Here is a 16,906-nt window from a genome sequence, read left to right on the forward strand (position 1 = left end):
GAAGTTGGGCTCGCTAGGTTGCCCCGGCTTTCGCGACCGTCTGTAGCACGCGCAATTCCTCGACCGGAATATGGCAGCGGATCCGGTGACCGTCGCCGGCATCGGCATCGGGCGGCGCCTGTTCCTCGCAGATCGCGCCGAGCTTGCGCGGGCAGCGCGTGTTGAACACGCAACCCGAGGGCGGATTCGCCGCGCTCGGCAATTCGCCCGACAGGCGGATGCGCTTGCCGTGCCCATCGCCGCCACCGGCCATCGCGGGCACCGACGACAGCAGCGCTTCGGTGTACGGATGCTGCGGCCCGCCGAAGACGTCGGCGGCGCGTCCGATCTCCATGATCCTGCCGAGATACAGCACGGCGATCCGGTCAGACAGATAGCGCACCACATGCAGGTCGTGCGAGATGAATACGTAGCTCACGCCACGCTCGCGCTGCAGGTCGGCAAGCAGATTCAGGATCGCGGCCTGCACGGATACGTCGAGCGCGGACGTCGGCTCGTCGCAGACGACCACGCGCGGATCACCCGCGAACGCGCGTGCGATCGCGACGCGCTGCTTCAGTCCGCCCGACAACTGCCGCGTGCGCGAACCGAGATAGCGCTCGGGCAGCCGCACGGATTCGGCAAGCGACTGCAGCCGCGCTTCCTTCGCCGCGCCGCGAAGCGAAGCGAGCTTCGCGAGCGAGCGCGAGATCAGCCGACGCACCGAATGCGCGCGATTCAACGCCGAGTCCGGATTCTGGAACACGATCTGCAGCGACTTCACCTGCGCGTCGTTGCGGCGTGTCACGCGCGCGGGCAACGCGGCACCGTCGAGTTCGAGCGTCGCGCCTTCGTCGGGGGAGAGCAGGCCGAGCAGCAGTTTCGCGAGCGTCGTCTTGCCGCTGCCCGATTCGCCGACGAGCCCGAGCGTCTCGCCTTCCGCGAGATCGAGCGATACGTCGTGCACCGCGCGCACATGCTCGTTGCCGACGCGAAACGTCTTCGACACGTTGCGCGCGCGCAGCGCGACGCCCGTGCGCTCCGGACCGGCCGATTCGCTCGCGGCTTCGGGCGTCGCGCGCGGCAGGTCGATCGCGCGCTCGTGATAGTGGCAGCGCGCCATCTGGTCGCCGTTCGCCGCTGCGACGCGATAAGGCGGCGGCGCGTCGCGCAGGCATCGTTCGTCGGCGAGCTTGCAGCGGTCCGCATAGATGCAGCCCTGCGTCACCGTGCCCGGCAGCGGCAGCGAGCCCGGAATCGTGTCGAGCCGGCCTGCGTCCTTGCTGCGTCCGGCGGTCGGCAGGCATCGCAACAGGCCGACCGTGTACGGATGGCGCGGCCGCGCGAACACGTCGCGGGTTGCGCCTTCCTCGACGAGCTTGCCCGCGTACAACACGCCGACGCGATCGCACATGCGCCCGATCACCGCGAGGTTGTGGCTGATGAAGAGGACCGCCGTGCCGAGTTCCTCGCGCAGTTGCGCGATCAGGTCGAGCACTTCGGCTTCGACGGTGGCGTCGAGTCCGGTTGTCGGCTCGTCGAGGATCAGCAGTTCCGGATTGCAAGCGAGCGCCATCGCGATCACGACGCGCTGCTGCATGCCGCCCGACAACTGATGCGGATAGCTCTCCATCACGCGCTCGGGCGACGCGATGCGCACGCGCCGGAGAATATCAACGGTTCGCGTGAGCGCGTCGGCGGCTGAGGCGCCCGACGCCTCGAACGCCTCCGACACCTGCCGCGCGATGGTCAGCGACGGATTGAGCGCGCGGCCCGGGTCCTGATAGACCATCGACACCGCGTTGGCCCGCAATTCGCGCAGCGCGTCGGCGGAGAGCGACGCGACGTCGTGCCCGCCGATCGAAATCCTGCCCGCCTTCACGCGGCCGTTGCGCGGCAGATAGCGCAGCACCGCGAGCGCGGCCGTCGACTTGCCGCAGCCCGATTCGCCGACGAGGCCATACGCTTCGCCGCGCCTCACGCGCAAAGTCACGTCCTGCAGCACGCCGCGCTCGCGTCCGCGCATGCGATAGGCGACCGTCAAGCCGACGATGGTCAGCGCATCGGCGCGGTCACGCTTGCCGACGTCGAAGGTGGGGAACGCGGCGGGCGGAGGTCCGTTCATCGGTCGAGCACTCCTTCGACGGCGTCCGCGACGAGATTCACGCCAACCACGAGTGACGCGATCGCGGCGGCGTCGAAGACGACGGTCCACCAGGCGCCGCCCGCCATCAGCGTGTAGCTTTCGGAGAGCGCGAGGCCCCAGTCCGCGGACGGCGGCTGGATGCCGAAGCCGAGAAACGAGAGCGTCGCGACCGCGAAGATCGCGTAGCCGAGCCGCACCGTCGCCTCGACGATGATCGGCTGCAGCACGTTCGGCAGGATCTCGGCGAACATGATGTAGAACGCGTGCTCGCCGCGCAATTGCGCCGCGAGCACGTAGTCGAGATTGCGCTCGGCGAACACTGCCGAGCGTACCGTGCGCGCGGTGATCGGCGCGAAGGTTAGGCCGATCACGACGATCACCGTCGCGTTGCTCGCGCCGACCGCCGCGAGCGCGAGCAGCGCGACGATCACGAGCGGCAGCGCGAGCAACGCGTCGATCACGCGTCCGATCACGTTGTCGACCCAGCCGTCGAAATAGCCGACGACGAGACCGATGGCCGTGCCCGCGAGCGTGCCGAGCAGCGTCGCGAGCGGCGCGATCGTGAGGATGTCGCGCGCTCCGACGATCACCCGCGCGAACACGTCGCGGCCGAGCTGGTCGGTGCCGAACCAGTGCGTGGCGTCGGGCGGCGTGAGCGAGTTGAGCGGATCGGAGGCGTACGGGTCCTGTGGCACGACAGCGTGCCCGACGAGCGCGCACGCCACCCAGAACAGCAGGATCAGCGCGCCGATCAGGAAGGTCGGCGAGCGCAGCAGCGCCGTCGAGCGTTCGAAACGCGGTGCTTTGACCGTGGGCGAAGGCAGGGTGCTCATTGGGATTCCTTCACGCGCAGTCGCGGATTGAGCACGACATAGAGCGCATCGGCGATCAGGTTCGCCGCCGTGTAGATCACCCCGACGGTCAGCACGCCGGCTTCGAGCATCGGGAAGTCCTTCGCCTTCGCGGCGTTGTAGATCAGCGAGCCGATGCCCTGATAGTGAAAGAGCGTCTCCACCACCACGAGCCCGCCGATCATGTAGCCGAGTTGTGTCGCGGCGACCGTCACCGTCGGCAGGAGCGCGTTGCGCAGTACGTGCCGCCAGATCACCGTGCGGCGTGGCAGGCCCTTCAGGATCGCGGTGCGCGTGTAGTCGGCGTCGAGCGCCTCGACGGTGCCCGCGCGCGCCATCCGCGCGATATAGCCGAAGAACACCAGCACGAGCGGCAGCACCGGCAGGATCAGGTGCTTCAACTGCACGAGGACGTTGGCATCGGGCGGGAAGGTGGCTTCGATCGGCAGCCACTGTAACCACACGCCGAACACGAGGATCAGCACGATCGACGAGACGAATTCCGGCACGACCGTCGCCGAGAGACCGGTGATGCTGATCGCGCGATCAATCCAGCGGCCCGCGTGCAGCGCCGCGTACACGCCGCCCGCGATGCCGAGCGGCACGACGACGATGAACGCGAGTGCGCCGAGTTTCGCGGAATTGGCGAGCGCTTCGAGTACGAACGGCGCTACGGCCGCGCGGAACGCGTAGGACTGGCCCATGTCGCCGGCGAGGAAGTGGCTGATCCACGCGATGTATTGCGTGAGAAGCGGCCGGTCGACGCCCAGCTGGTGATTGAGCGCCGCGACGGCGCGCGCGTCGGCGAGCGGGCCGAGGATCGCGCGGCCGACGTCGCCCGGCAGCATCTGGCCGCCAGCGAACACGATCACCGAAAGGAGCCACAGCGTAATCAGCGCCAGCACGAGTCGCGTGCCGACGAAACGCGCGATGCGCCACGCGCTGCCATCGTTGCGCGCGGGCGCGAGCGCTTCTGTCGCGGTGTTCATGGTCGCGGGGTCCTCCTTTTGCGCGCCGCGCGGGCGGTGCAACCCTCAGACGGATCGGCCACTCGGATCAGCCGCCCAGGGTCGCGCGATCGAGATAGAGCTGCGAGTTCGCATTGAACCGCACGCCCGCGACGTTCGCCCTCGTCACGACCAGATAGTCGTAGAAATACGGAATCACGACTGGCGTCTCATCGAGCAGCAGGTTCTGGATCTGCGCGGACAGCTTTTTCTGCGAGGCGACGTCGAGCGCCGCCACGAACTCGGCGACCAGCTTGTCGTATTGCGGATTCTTGAAGTGCGCGGCATTCCACGTGCCGCCGCTTTCGAGCGGCGCATTGAGAAACACGTTCGGCACGCCGCGATGGCCGTAGTCGGTGATGCCGAGCGGCGAGTCGAGCCAGTCCGACTTGCCGAACGTGCCCGCGCCGTAATACAGCTCCTGGCTTTCCACCTTCAGCGAGATTTTCACGCCGATCGCCTTCGCCGCATTCTGGATTACGACGGCGAGGTCGGGAATCTCCATGTATTTTTCGGTCGTCAGCGTGATCTCGAAGCCATTCGGCACGCCGGCCTGCGCGAGTAGCTGCTTCGCCTTCGCGACATCGATCTTGCGCTGCGGCACCGACAGGTCGCTCGACGTGAACACCGGTGCGAACGGGCTGTCGTTTCCAAGCGCGGCGCGCCCCCGGAACAGGCCCTTGACCATGATCTCGCGGTCGATGGCGAGCGCAAGCGCCTGACGCACGCGCTTGTCCTTGAACGGGCCCATGTCGTTGCGCATGTGCATCTGCCGATGCGCGCTCGACTTCACGCCGAGCACCTTGAACTCGCGGTTGTTCAGCACGGACAGGCCGCCCTGGACGGTGAAGTCGCCCATCACGTCGGCCTGGCGGCCTTGCAACGCGAGCAGTTGCGCCTGCTGGTCGGCGTAGAACGCGAAGGTCACGCGATCGGGCAGCGCCTTCTCGCCCCAGTAGTCCGGATTGCGCACGAACGACGCGCCGACCTTCGGCGTGTACCTCTCGAACTTGAGCGGCCCCGTGCCGATGAACGATTTCTCGTAGCTGCCCGAAAAGTTCGCGGGCAGGATCACGGCGTTGAAATTGTCGGAGGAAACGTAGAACGGGAAGTTGCCGTTCGGCGCATCGAGATGGAATTCGACGGTGAGCGCGTCGATGGCCTTGACCGAATCCTTCGACAAAACGCCCTTCAGCACCGAGAGTGCCGCCGAGCCGCTGCCGGGGTCGGCCAGGCGGTTGAAGGTCGCGGCCACGTCCTTCGCGGTCATCTTCTGGCCGTCGTGAAACCTGACGTTGTCGCGCAGCTTGAAGGTCCACACGTCGCCCTTGTCGTTCGACTTCCACGACAGCGCGAGCGCGGGCCGGAGCGTGAGCTTCTCGCCGTCGTCGTCGATCAGGAATTCGCCGGTCTGGTTGATGAGCGCGAGGCCGGCGGCGTCGGTAACGGTGAGCGGATCGACCGCGCCCGCGGGCGTCAGGTGCGCGACGCGGATCGTGCCGCCCGGCTTGCCCGCGCCCTGCGCGCGGGCGCGCGGCGTGCCGATTACACCGTCCAGGTCGATTACGCCGCCCAGCGCGAGCGCGAGTCCGAGCATGCTCGCGTGCCGCAGCAGTTCGCGCCGCGTGAGCCGGCCGGCCTTGAATTCGTCGATGGCGTGGTTGCCGAGTTCGCCCGCGGATGCTCTCGAAACGTCGAGGGCGCGGTCGAAGGCCTGATCGTGGTCGGTCGATGTCTTCATCAGTGGGCGTTCCGTTCCGTATGTTGTAATTGTTGCGGGCGGCGCGATACGACGCGCTGCCGGTCCACCTGCAGTCCGATGATGGCCCGGCTTGCCGAGCCTGATAAGGCCTCGTCAGTTTAGCCGGGCAGAATTCGTTTTCGACGCGACCTGGCGTATTCGCTTCGCGCCGGCTCAAGCAGCGACGTTTAGCAAGTCCTGCGCCGCATTTGCTGCTTCAGTGTTCGTGCGGGTGCTTGTGGATCGGATCGACCCAGAAAACCTCTTCCGGTTTTTCCACCGCATCGATATTCAGGTTCACCACCACAGCCTCATTGTCGCTGCGCACGAGCACGCATTCGAGCGGCTCGTCGGTGCGCGCGTTGATCTCCTGATGCGGCACGTACGGCGGCACGAAGATGAAATCGCCGGGGCCGGCCTCGGCCGTGAATTCCAGATGCTCGCCCCAGCGCATGCGCGCGTGGCCGCGCACGACGTAGATCACGCTTTCCAGCGCGCCGTGATGGTGCGCGCCGGTCTTGGCATTCGGATGGATCGTCACGGTGCCGGCCCAGATCTTCTGTGCCCCGACACGCGCCGCGTTGATCGCGGCCGCCCGGTTCATGCCGGGCGTCTGCGGCGTATTGGTATCGAGCTGGCCGGCGCGGATCACCTTCACGCCGTGTTCGCGCCAGTCGATCTTCGGTTCGTCGCTCATCGTCGTCTCCGGTCATTGTCAAGGTGAGGCGCGCGGATAAAAAAAGTCCGTTGCGGCCACACGTGAAGCACGGGCATACAACGGACTCGTAACAGCGATGCGGCTTACTTCGACTTCGAATTCACAATGCCTTCGGCGACGTTCGACGGCGTTTCCGCATAGTGCTTGAACTCCATCGTATAGGTCGCGCGGCCCTGCGACAGCGAGCGCAGCGTAGTCGAATAGCCGAACATTTCCGCGAGCGGCACCTCAGCGCGCACGAGCTTGCCGCCGCCGCCCGCGATGTCCTCCATGCCCTGCACGATGCCGCGCCGCCCCGACAGGTCGCCCATCACGTTGCCCATGAACTCCTCGGGCGTTTCGACTTCGACCGCCATCATCGGTTCGAGCAGCACGGGTTTCGCCTTGCGCATGCCGTCCTTGAACGCAATCGATCCGGCCATGCGGAACGCGTTTTCGTTCGAATCGACGTCGTGGTAGGAACCGAAGGTCAGCGTGACCTTCACGTCGACGACCGGATAGCCCGCGAGCACGCCCGCCTTCAGCGTTTCCTGAATACCTTTGTCGACAGCCGGGATGAATTCGCGCGGCACGACGCCACCCTTGATTGCATCGACGAATTCATAGCCGCCGCCCGGCTTCTGCGGCTCCATCTTGATGACGACATGACCGTATTGCCCGCGTCCGCCCGACTGCTTGACGAACTTGCCTTCGACATCTTCGATCGGCACGCGGATGGTCTCGCGATACGCGACCTGCGGCTTGCCGACGGTCGCCTCGACGTTGAATTCGCGCTTCATCCGGTCGACGAGAATTTCGAGGTGCAACTCTCCCATGCCCGAGATGATGGTCTGGCCGGATTCCTCGTCGGTCTGCACGCGAAACGACGGATCTTCCTGCGCGAGCCGGTTGAGCGCGATGCCCATCTTTTCCTGGTCGGCCTTCGTCTTCGGCTCGACGGCCTGCGAGATCACCGGCTCCGGAAAGATCATCTTTTCGAGGATGATCACGTGATTCGGATCGCAGAGCGTGTCGCCGGTGGTCGCTTCCTTCAGGCCGACGGCGGCGGCGATGTCGCCTGCGTACACCTCCTTGATTTCCTTGCGCTCGTTGGCGTGCATCTGAAGAATCCGCCCGAGCCGCTCCTTCTTCTCCTTCACGGCGTTGTAGACGGTATCACCCGAATTCACGACGCCCGAATACACGCGGAAAAAGATCAGTTGCCCGACGAACGGGTCCGTCATGATCTTGAACGCGAGCGCGGAGAACGGCTCGTCGTCGGTCGGATGGCGTTCCGCTTCCTTGTCGTACTCATCGTGGCCGAGGATGGCGGGCACGTCGACCGGTGAAGGCAGGTAGTCAATTACTGCATCGAGCATTGCCTGCACGCCCTTGTTCTTGAACGCGCTGCCGCAGAGCATCGGCACGATCTCGTTCGCGATCGTGCGCTGGCGGATGCCGCTCTTGATCTCTTCCTCGGTCAGTTCTTCGCCGCCCAGGTACTTCTCAAGATAGGCTTCGTTCGCTTCGGCGGCGGCCTCGATCATCTTGTCGCGCCATTCCTGCGCGGTGGCGAGCAGGTTCGCCGGAATCTCCTGATACTCGAACAGCACGCCCTGGCTCGCTTCGTCCCAGATGATTGCCTTCATCTTCACGAGGTCGATCACGCCCCGGAAGTTGTCTTCCGCGCCGACGGGAATCTGCAGCGGCACGGCGACCCCCTTCAGACGGTCGCCGATCTGGCGCTGCACGCGGAAAAAGTCGGCGCCGACGCGGTCCATCTTGTTGACGAACGCGATGCGCGGCACCTTGTACTTGTTGGCCTGGCGCCAGACGGTTTCCGATTGCGGCTGTACGCCGCCGACCGAGTCGTAGACCATGCACGCGCCATCGAGCACGCGCATCGAGCGCTCGACCTCGATGGTGAAGTCGACGTGCCCGGGGGTGTCGATGATGTTGATCCGGTGCTCCGGATAGTTGCCGGCCATGCCTTTCCAGAAGGCCGTCGTAGCAGCCGACGTGATCGTGATGCCGCGCTCCTGCTCCTGCTCCATCCAGTCCATCGTGGCCGCGCCGTTGTGAACCTCGCCGATCTTGTGGTTCACACCGGTGTAGAAAAGAATGCGTTCGGTGGTGGTGGTCTTGCCGGCATCGATGTGAGCGCTGATGCCAATGTTCCGATAGCGCTCGATGGGAGTCTTGCGGGGCACTTGAACCTCCTGTGGATGGGTCGAGCGGATGGCGAACTAACCCTGAAGCGGCGAAAGGCAGGCTGATGCCGCCATCGCGCGCGGCCGGGAAAGCGCCGGACAGCGTCTCGCTGGTCTATTAGGATAGCGCTTCGACACGCTTCTTGCAGGATTCCTGCCAGGCGCGGGCAGGCGCCGGAAGCCGGGGCGCGCGATGCCGCGGGCGAAAAAAAACCGGCGCGTCACATGGACGTGCCGGCTCGGCGGATTGCGCTCGCGCAGGGCTGCTGCGACAGGGCTATTGCGCGGCTGGAAGCCCCTGAATCTTCATGCCCGGCTTGATGCCTTTCGACGTGAACCAGCCCTTGCTCATCTCGAGCGCATAGACGCCGTTGTTGCGCGGACAGTGGTTGTCGGTCGTCTCGGCCTGCATTTCGTCGATGTCGGTGATCGTGCCGTCGCCGCGAATGAACGCGATCGACAGCGGGATCAGCGTGTTCTTCATCCAGAAGCAATGCACGGCGGTTTCGTTGAAGACGAAGAGCATGCCCTCGTTGGGCGCGAGCTTGGTGCGATACATGAGGCCCTGCTCGCGGTCGGCGTCGTTTGCCGCGACCGCTGCGTCGATCACGAACATGCCGGCCGTGAGTCGCGCGCGCGGGAATTCGGCCGGCTGCTTCGCGCCCGGAGGCAGTTGCTGCGCATGAACCGTGGAGATCGCCGCGATTGGCAGAAGGAGCGCCACGGCGAGCGCGCGCAGGCGACGGCCGAAACCGGATTGGCGAAGCGAAGCGAGCGGATTGAACGAAGGGAGCGGATTGAATGAGCGCAGCGAAAGACGCACGACGAAACTCCTTGGAAGCCTGAGTAGCAGAAAAGAACGGGGAAAAGCCGCAAAAGCCGAAATGACCCGCGCATGTTACTCGATGCATCTGCAAAAGAAAAAGGCAGAGTGCCCTGGGGGCAATCTGCCTTTTAAACGCCATGACAACGGCTGTACTGCTATGTCTGTACTGCTGTTTTCCTGGCTTCGCTATAAAGCGAGTTACAACAAACTTACTGCGATGCGCCCGTAGCAGCGGCCGGTGCTGCTTGAGCCGACGAAGCTGCCTTCTTGTGCGACGACTTGTGCGACGTCTTCTTGTGGTGGGTCGACTTGTGGGCCGTCGAAGCCGCTGCCGGTGCTGCCGGAGCCGTTGCGTCCGAAGCTTGTGCGAATGCAGCCGTTGCGAACAGGCCAGCGACGAGAGCAGCGATCAGTTTGTTCATCTGTGAATCCTCAGCTTTAGTAAATTAACCAAACGACCCGGTTATTGGAGTCATGTCGGTAAACGAGCCATCCACCTTTCGGTTGACAGTGATATCGATAAATAAACCGATATTTCTGCGAGCGCTAAAACCTTACAAAAAGCCTGTGAAAAGCAGGTGTTTGATGCGGTCATTCGCTAATGCCGGATAGCTTTGCAAGGCATCTGCGACCACTAACGCAGGGTGGCTGAAGTCGGTTGACGAAAATCTTTTTTGATATTGCGGGTCGATTGAAATCGCTTGGTGTGCCGTGCATTAACGCTTTTTCGTGACAGCATGTTTAAGCAGGGCGAGATTCACGCGATGCCGTTCCACGGTGCGCGCGGCGGCAACTCCGTCGATTCCCCTGGTGCGAGTCCGAGCGCGAACACATCGAGCGCGCCGATGCCGACGCGCACGAGCCGCAGCGTCGGATAGCCGACCGCCGCCGTCATGCGCCGGACTTGGCGATTCTTGCCCTCGGTGATCGAGAGTTCGATCCACGTCGTCGGGATCGCCGCGCGATAGCGGATCGGCGGCGTGCGTGGCCAGAGTTGCTCGCCGGTGCTCGCTGAATCGACGAACGCCACCTGACATGGGCGCGTGACGTAGTCCCCCAGATCGACGCCCTTTGCGAGCCGCGCGAGCGCCGCTTCATCAGGCGCGCCTTCCACTTGCGCCCAATAGTGCTTGACGAGCTTGTGACGCGGCTCGGCGATGCGCGTCTGCAAGGCGCCGTCGTCGGTGAGGAGCAGGAGGCCTTCGCTGTCGGCGTCGAGTCGGCCCGCGGGATAGACGCCCGGCGTTTTCACCCAGTCTCCAAGCGACGGGCGCGTCTCGTGCGCGGAAAACTGACAGATCGTGCCGAACGGCTTGTTGAGGGCGATGAGCGACATGGCTGGATTGAGAAAAATCGGGAAGAGGGCGCCGGGCCTTGATCCGCGCGGCTTCGGGCTTGCCTGGGGCTAGTCCGCGCGCTGGCGGTTGGCGGCATATTAATGCATAATCCGAATCTGCAACTTGTAGGTCTTATATAAGACATATGAGTCGAGCGCGGTTCCGTCGGCGTGACGGTGCGCGCGCTTTGGCCGCTCCCGGCGCTACGCGGCCGCCTGCCCCAGTGGGCTAGAATATTATTCTGGCTGCCCGGCCGGCCACGGGCGCGCGGCGACGCTCGCCGGGCCACGCAGACCCATGCATCGTCGCAATCTGCTTCAGCTAGCTTTCAACCAGCCCAGCCTTCTTTGGAGTCGACCATGCCGTATCAGCACATCAAGGTTCCGACGGGCGGTGACAAGATCACCGTCAACGCGGATTACTCCCTCAACGTGTCCGACCAGCCGATCATTCCGTACATCGAAGGCGACGGCACAGGCGTCGACATCACCCCGGTGATGATCAAGGTCGTCGATGCAGCGGTCGAGAAGGCGTACGGCGGCAAGAAGAAGATCCACTGGATGGAGATCTACGCGGGCGAAAAGGCGACCAAGGTATACGGTCCGGACGTCTGGCTGCCGGACGAAACGCTCGACGTAGTGAAGGAATACATCGTCTCGATCAAGGGTCCGCTCACGACGCCCGTCGGTGGCGGCATCCGCTCGCTCAACGTGGCGCTGCGCCAGCAACTGGACCTGTACGTCTGCCTGCGGCCGGTGCAGTACTTCAAGGGTGTGCCCTCGCCGGTGCGCGCGCCCGAGAAGATCAACATGATCATCTTCCGCGAGAATTCCGAAGACATCTATGCCGGTATCGAGTGGGCGGCGCAGTCGGAGGAAGCGAAGAAGGTCATTAAGTTCCTGCGCGAGGAAATGGGCGTGAAGAAGATCCGCTTTCCGGAGACATCGGGCATCGGCATCAAGCCCGTTTCGAAGGAAGGCACGCAGCGGCTCGTGCGCAAGGCGATCCAGTACGCGATCGACAACGACCGTCGCACGGTCACGCTCGTGCACAAGGGCAACATCATGAAGTTTACGGAAGGTGCGTTCCGCGACTACGGCTATGAACTCGCGCAGCAGGAGTTCGGCGCGGAACTCATCGATGGCGGTCCGTGGATGAAGTTCAAGAACCCGAAAACGGGCAATGACATCGTCGTAAAGGACGTGATCGCCGATGCGTTCCTGCAGCAGATCCTGCTGCGTCCGGCGGAGTACGACGTGATCGCCACGCTCAACCTGAACGGCGACTACGTTTCCGACGCGCTGGCGGCACAGGTTGGCGGCATCGGCATTGCGCCGGGCGCGAATCTGTCGGATTCGGTCGCGATGTTCGAAGCGACGCACGGCACCGCCCCGAAGTACGCGGGCAAGGACTACGTGAATCCGGGCTCGGAGATTCTGTCGGCGGAGATGATGCTGCGTCACATGGGCTGGACCGAAGCGGCGGATGTGATCATCAGTTCGATGGAGAAGTCGATCCTGTCGAAGCGCGTGACGTATGACTTCGCACGGCTGATGGAAGGCGCGACGCAGGTCTCGTGCTCCGGGTTCGGGCAGGTGATGATCGAAAATATGTAAACGCGAATTCCTCTAAAGGAATCGATGACCCCGGCTGGCATGGAATTGTCGCCGGGGTTTTTTATGACCTATGGGTTTTAATGCGGTGCGGTTTCGAGAACCATTAAGAACAAATCCTGTTTTCTACGTCGTGGATAGAATTGTGCGACGAACGATTGATTATTGTCATCGCTCATCGTTTCAACAATAGTCCACGGCCTTTGAAGAGGAAGTGTCGTGGAAAATCAAGTACGGGCCGTTGCCGCTCCTCCGATTCGATCCCGCTGTAGGCGAAATGGCGCGAACGCTTTGCGTTCTTCGAAGCGCATGGCGGGCCGCGAGACCCGCCGTTCAAGCCTGCGCTGAAGGCGCTGCCGTCCGGCGAGCGCATGCTCGTCCCGAAGAACTTTCCCGCGTTCTTCCGGGGTCCGATCTATTTCTTTGCGACAGGCATGTGGAGAAGAGGGCTCACGCTATTGGGCTGCTCGTTTTGGCGGCGTTCGTGGCGATTGCCGGCGAGGCGACTTTCTACAGCGGTACGGGCAATGTCTCGGGGCTCGTGATCGCTGTGATGAGCGGGATCAGCGAGAATTATTCGCACGATTTCAAATGGTAAAGGGAAATAACGGCGGGGATTTTTTCGAAGATCCGCGGCTCGTTTAAAGGGGCTTGTCGAGTTGAGGCAATCGTGAATCGGTCATTTTTGCCGGGTTGACGTGACACGCGCGAGGCTCGAGCGCCGCTGGATTCCGCCGCTCGTCGCGCTGATGCTCGCCAAGGCTGCCGCTAACGCCGCAACAGCCATGCTCGGCGACCGTATTGCGATCGAGTTTTCGGGCATCCCGCATGCCGTGGGTGGGCGTTTCGAACTTCGCGTTCCCGCCGGCAGCGGTCGGGAAAAAGCCCTGTTTGCCGCAGGCGAAATCGACCTTCCGCGGTGGATGCATTTCATGCTCCGCCGCGCGTCGACCTGCTCGCGTCCGACGCGGCGATGCAGACCGCACCGGCGTAGCGGTCCTCATCTGCCGCCGCCGTCGCGCCTGCACGTCACAGCACCCTGAAACCAAAAAACCCGGCACGAGGCCGGGTTCAGCAGGCAATAAAGTGCGATCGAACGGTCAGGCCGCGTCCTGAATATTCGAAGCCTGTTTGCCCTTCGGTCCCTGGACGATCTCGAAGCTGACCTTCTGGCCTTCCTTGAGCGTCTTGAAACCGTTCATCTGTATAGCCGAGAAATGTGCGAACAGATCCTCGCCGCCTTCGTCGGGCGTGATGAATCCGTAGCCTTTCGCGTCATTGAACCATTTGACCGTACCAGTTGACATACCTACTTCCCCTCTAACTCTCGTCGCTACCACGAGCACGCTCGAAAAGCTCAGCGGCCACTATGTGAACCGTGCCCTCCTCACTAGCTCACCTCGGCATTTTTTCGCCTGTATGGCCTTCGGAAAAAAGTGCCAGTTTGATTGTTGAATCTCTTAAATCAGGTGTCAAGAAAATTTTGAGATGGTCGATAAGCCCGTTGTAAAGAGCACATTCGTAGGGTTATTCCTGCTTTCCGTGTGTGCGGCCGCGCAAGCAAGGCATCTTGAAAAGTCGCATAATCGTCTCACTTGAGTGGTACTCGCGAGGCGCGCCCTGCAGTCAGTTTTTTTTGAAGCTGTGCGATACTGGATTCATAGAAGGTTCAAGCGGGCTGGCGCGCAGACGGCGCCGGCTGAATTCAGGCAGGATGGGCTCGATGCGGGCATCCGTGGTGCCAGTTTTCCGACCGGACGGTTGGCGTTATCGGCGGCATTGCGGGCCTGTCCGAGTTGTTTAGAATGGGTGTATGGCGATCAATCCCAACAAGCAGGACGGCACGGTACTGGAGCGGCAGGAGCAAAAGCTCAAGCAGCCTGCGATGTACAAGGTGGTGCTGCTGAATGACGACTTCACGCCGATGGAATTCGTCGTGATGGTCGTGCAGGAATATTTCAACAAGGATCGTGAGACTGCGACGCAAATCATGCTGAAGGTTCATCGCGAGGGCAGGGGAGTTTGTGGGGTCTACACGCGGGACATTGCGTCGACCAAAGTTGAGCAAGTCGTTAGCCATGCACGGCAAGCGGGGCATCCGCTGCAGTGTGTGATGGAGGAAGCATGATTGCCCAGGAACTGGAAGTCAGTCTGCACATGGCGTTTATGGAAGCACGTCAGGCGCGGCACGAGTTCATTACGGTCGAGCATCTTTTACTGGCCTTGTTGGACAACCCGACCGCGGCTGAAGTGTTGCGCGCGTGCGCAGCAAACATAGAAGATTTGCGTCAGAACCTGCGCAATTTCATTCATGACAACACGCCGACCGTGCCCGGCACGGACGACGTCGATACCCAGCCGACGCTTGGTTTCCAGCGCGTGATTCAGCGCGCGATCATGCACGTGCAGTCGACGTCGAATGGCAAGAAGGAAGTGACCGGTGCGAACGTGCTGGTCGCGATCTTCGGGGAGAAAGACTCGCACGCCGTCTACTACCTGCAGCAGCAGGGCGTGACGCGGCTCGACGTCGTGAATTTCATTTCGCACGGCATCGCGAAGACGAACAGTGGGGACGCCGCGAAGGCGAGCAGCGAGGCAAATCCGGAAACGGACGACGCCGCCGCGCAAAAGGAAACGCCGCTTGCGCAGTTCACGCAGAACCTGAACCAACTCGCGAAGGACGGCAAGATCGATCCGCTGATCGGCCGCGAGTCGGAAGTCGAGCGCGTGGTGCAGGTGCTTTGCCGTCGTCGCAAGAACAATCCGCTGCTCGTCGGCGAAGCCGGCGTCGGCAAGACGGCGATCGCGGAAGGCCTCGCCTGGCGCATCACGCGCGGCGAAGTACCGGACATTCTTGCCGATGCGCAGGTCTACTCGCTCGATATGGGCGCATTGCTCGCGGGCACGAAATATCGCGGCGACTTCGAGCAGCGTCTGAAGACGGTGCTGAAGGAACTGAAGGAGCGTCCGCACGCCATTCTGTTCATCGACGAAATCCACACGCTGATCGGCGCGGGCGCGGCATCGGGCGGTACGCTCGACGCGTCGAACCTGCTGAAGCCGGCGTTGTCGTCGGGGCAGCTGAAGTGCATCGGCGCGACCACGTTCACGGAATATCGCGGCATCTTCGAGAAGGACGCGGCCTTGTCGCGGCGCTTCCAGAAGGTCGACGTGACCGAGCCGACCGTCGAGCAGACCGTTGCGATCCTGCGCGGCCTTAAGACGCGTTTCGAAGAGCACCACGGCGTAAAGTATTCGTCGGGCGCGCTTTCGGCTGCGGCTGAACTGTCGGCGCGCTTCATCACTGACCGTCATCTGCCCGACAAGGCGATTGACGTGATCGACGAAGCGGGCGCGGCGCAGCGCATTCTGCCGAAGTCGAAGCAGAAGAAGACGATCGGCAAGAACGAGATCGAAGAGATCATCTCGAAGATCGCGCGCGTGCCGCCGCAAAGCGTCTCGCAGGACGACCGCAGCAAGCTGCAAACGCTCGATCGCGACCTGAAGAGCGTCGTGTTCGGGCAGGATCCGGCCATCGACGCGCTTTCGGCTTCGATCAAGATGGCGCGTGCCGGTCTCGGCAAGACGGACAAGCCTATCGGCGCGTTCCTCTTCTCGGGTCCGACGGGCGTCGGCAAGACGGAAGTCGCGAAGCAACTGGCGTTCACGCTCGGTATCGAACTGCTGCGCTTCGACATGTCCGAGTATATGGAGCGTCACGCGGTGAGCCGGCTGATCGGCGCGCCGCCGGGCTACGTCGGATTCGATCAGGGCGGTTTGCTGACCGAAGCCGTCACGAAGAAGCCGCATTGCGTGCTGTTGCTCGACGAAATCGAGAAAGCGCATCCGGACATCTACAACGTGCTCCTGCAGGTGATGGATCACGGCACGCTGACGGACAACAACGGCCGCAAAGCGGATTTCCGCAACGTCATCATCATCATGACGACGAACGCGGGCGCCGAAGCGATGAACAAGTCCGTGATCGGTTTCACGAATCGCCGCGAAACCGGCGACGAAATGGCCGATATCAAGCGCATGTTCACGCCGGAGTTCCGCAACCGCCTCGACGCGATCATCAGCTTCCGCTCGCTGGATGAAGAAATCATCATGCGCGTGGTCGACAAGTTCCTGATGCAGCTGGAAGATCAACTGCACGAGAAGAAAGTCGACGCGCTCTTCACCGACGCGCTGCGCAAGCACCTGGCCAAGCACGGTTTCGACCCGCTGATGGGCGCGCGGCCGATGCAGCGCCTGATCCAGGACACGATCCGCCGGGCGCTCGCCGACGAATTGCTGTTCGGCAAGCTGCTTTCGGGCGGACGCGTGACGGTCGACGTGGACGAGAACGACAAGGTGTTGCTGACGTTCGATGAAAACCCGGTCCCGCGCAATCCGAATCCGGAAGCGGTCGAGGTCGAGTGACGAAGTATCGCGGCGCGCCTTGACGGCGCGTCGAAATGACAAAACGGCGCGGATTTTTATCCGCGCCGTTTTTT

Annotated in this window: 14 protein-coding genes and 1 pseudogene; 4 read left to right on the plus strand and 11 right to left on the minus strand. The window is 62.9% G+C overall.

The window, feature by feature from the left end:
- Window positions 1-13: 13 nt before the first annotated feature.
- The 9 genes from AWB81_RS10910 to AWB81_RS10950 form a co-directional block, all read right to left on the minus strand.
- Window positions 14-2,104, minus strand: a complete 2,091-nt coding sequence (locus AWB81_RS10910) for a dipeptide ABC transporter ATP-binding protein (RefSeq protein ID WP_062635091.1) — start codon at window positions 2,102-2,104, stop codon at window positions 14-16.
- Window positions 2,101-2,958 carry an ABC transporter permease gene (locus AWB81_RS10915; RefSeq protein WP_062635093.1) on the minus strand — a complete coding sequence of 286 codons (858 nt, stop codon included), beginning with the start codon at window positions 2,956-2,958 and terminating at the stop codon, window positions 2,101-2,103. The genes AWB81_RS10910 and AWB81_RS10915 overlap by 4 nt, the downstream gene beginning before the upstream one ends.
- Window positions 2,955-3,965, minus strand: coding sequence for an ABC transporter permease (locus AWB81_RS10920; protein WP_062635095.1), 1,011 nt, complete (start codon window positions 3,963-3,965; stop codon window positions 2,955-2,957). Before AWB81_RS10920 ends, AWB81_RS10915 begins: the two co-directional genes overlap by 4 nt.
- A gap of 67 nt (window positions 3,966-4,032) precedes the next feature.
- On the minus strand, window positions 4,033-5,724 hold the full coding sequence (locus tag AWB81_RS10925; protein WP_062635097.1) for an ABC transporter substrate-binding protein: 1,692 nt from the start codon (window positions 5,722-5,724) through the stop codon (window positions 4,033-4,035).
- A gap of 217 nt (window positions 5,725-5,941) precedes the next feature.
- Entirely contained in the window at window positions 5,942-6,421 is a 480-nt protein-coding gene (locus tag AWB81_RS10930) for a cupin domain-containing protein (RefSeq protein ID WP_062635099.1), read from the minus strand.
- A 104-nt stretch (window positions 6,422-6,525) separates the two neighbouring features.
- Entirely contained in the window at window positions 6,526-8,631 is a 2,106-nt protein-coding gene (gene fusA / locus AWB81_RS10935) for an elongation factor G (protein ID WP_062635101.1), read from the minus strand.
- Between the two features lie 277 nt (window positions 8,632-8,908).
- Window positions 8,909-9,370: a DUF192 domain-containing protein gene (locus tag AWB81_RS10940; RefSeq protein ID WP_062635255.1), complete on the minus strand. Its 462-nt coding sequence runs from the start codon at window positions 9,368-9,370 to the stop codon at window positions 8,909-8,911.
- Window positions 9,371-9,666: 296 nt separating this feature from the next.
- Window positions 9,667-9,879: a hypothetical protein gene (locus AWB81_RS10945; protein WP_062635103.1), complete on the minus strand. Its 213-nt coding sequence runs from the start codon at window positions 9,877-9,879 to the stop codon at window positions 9,667-9,669.
- A 335-nt stretch (window positions 9,880-10,214) separates the two neighbouring features.
- Window positions 10,215-10,793, minus strand: coding sequence for a pseudouridine synthase (locus AWB81_RS10950; protein ID WP_062635105.1), 579 nt, complete (start codon window positions 10,791-10,793; stop codon window positions 10,215-10,217).
- Between the two features lie 360 nt (window positions 10,794-11,153).
- Here AWB81_RS10950 and icd point away from each other — a divergent pair, with 360 nt between their 5' ends.
- Window positions 11,154-12,410 (plus strand): NADP-dependent isocitrate dehydrogenase, encoded by a 1,257-nt coding sequence (gene icd / locus AWB81_RS10955; protein ID WP_062635107.1) that lies wholly within the window; start codon window positions 11,154-11,156, stop codon window positions 12,408-12,410.
- A gap of 293 nt (window positions 12,411-12,703) precedes the next feature.
- A pseudogene (locus tag AWB81_RS48715) lies at window positions 12,704-12,952 on the plus strand (DUF2628 domain-containing protein); the annotation flags it as partial.
- A 96-nt stretch (window positions 12,953-13,048) separates the two neighbouring features.
- Here the strand turns inward: AWB81_RS48715 and AWB81_RS44645 are convergent.
- Entirely contained in the window at window positions 13,049-13,336 is a 288-nt protein-coding gene (locus AWB81_RS44645; protein WP_144444128.1) for a hypothetical protein, read from the minus strand.
- A gap of 171 nt (window positions 13,337-13,507) precedes the next feature.
- Window positions 13,508-13,714, minus strand: a complete 207-nt coding sequence (cspD, locus tag AWB81_RS10970; protein WP_008351201.1) for a cold shock domain-containing protein CspD — start codon at window positions 13,712-13,714, stop codon at window positions 13,508-13,510.
- Window positions 13,715-14,220: 506 nt separating this feature from the next.
- Between cspD and clpS the strand changes: the two genes are divergently transcribed.
- The gene (clpS, locus tag AWB81_RS10975; protein WP_050453822.1) at window positions 14,221-14,535 is read left to right on the plus strand and encodes an ATP-dependent Clp protease adapter ClpS; all 315 of its coding nucleotides are present in this window, start codon (window positions 14,221-14,223) and stop codon (window positions 14,533-14,535) included.
- Window positions 14,532-16,832, plus strand: coding sequence for an ATP-dependent Clp protease ATP-binding subunit ClpA (clpA, locus tag AWB81_RS10980; protein ID WP_062635111.1), 2,301 nt, complete (start codon window positions 14,532-14,534; stop codon window positions 16,830-16,832). Before clpS ends, clpA begins: the two co-directional genes overlap by 4 nt.
- Window positions 16,833-16,906: the final 74 nt, after the last annotated feature.

Origin of the sequence: Caballeronia arationis, from assembly GCF_001544975.2 — a bacterium.
GTDB lineage: Bacteria > Pseudomonadota > Gammaproteobacteria > Burkholderiales > Burkholderiaceae > Caballeronia > Caballeronia arationis.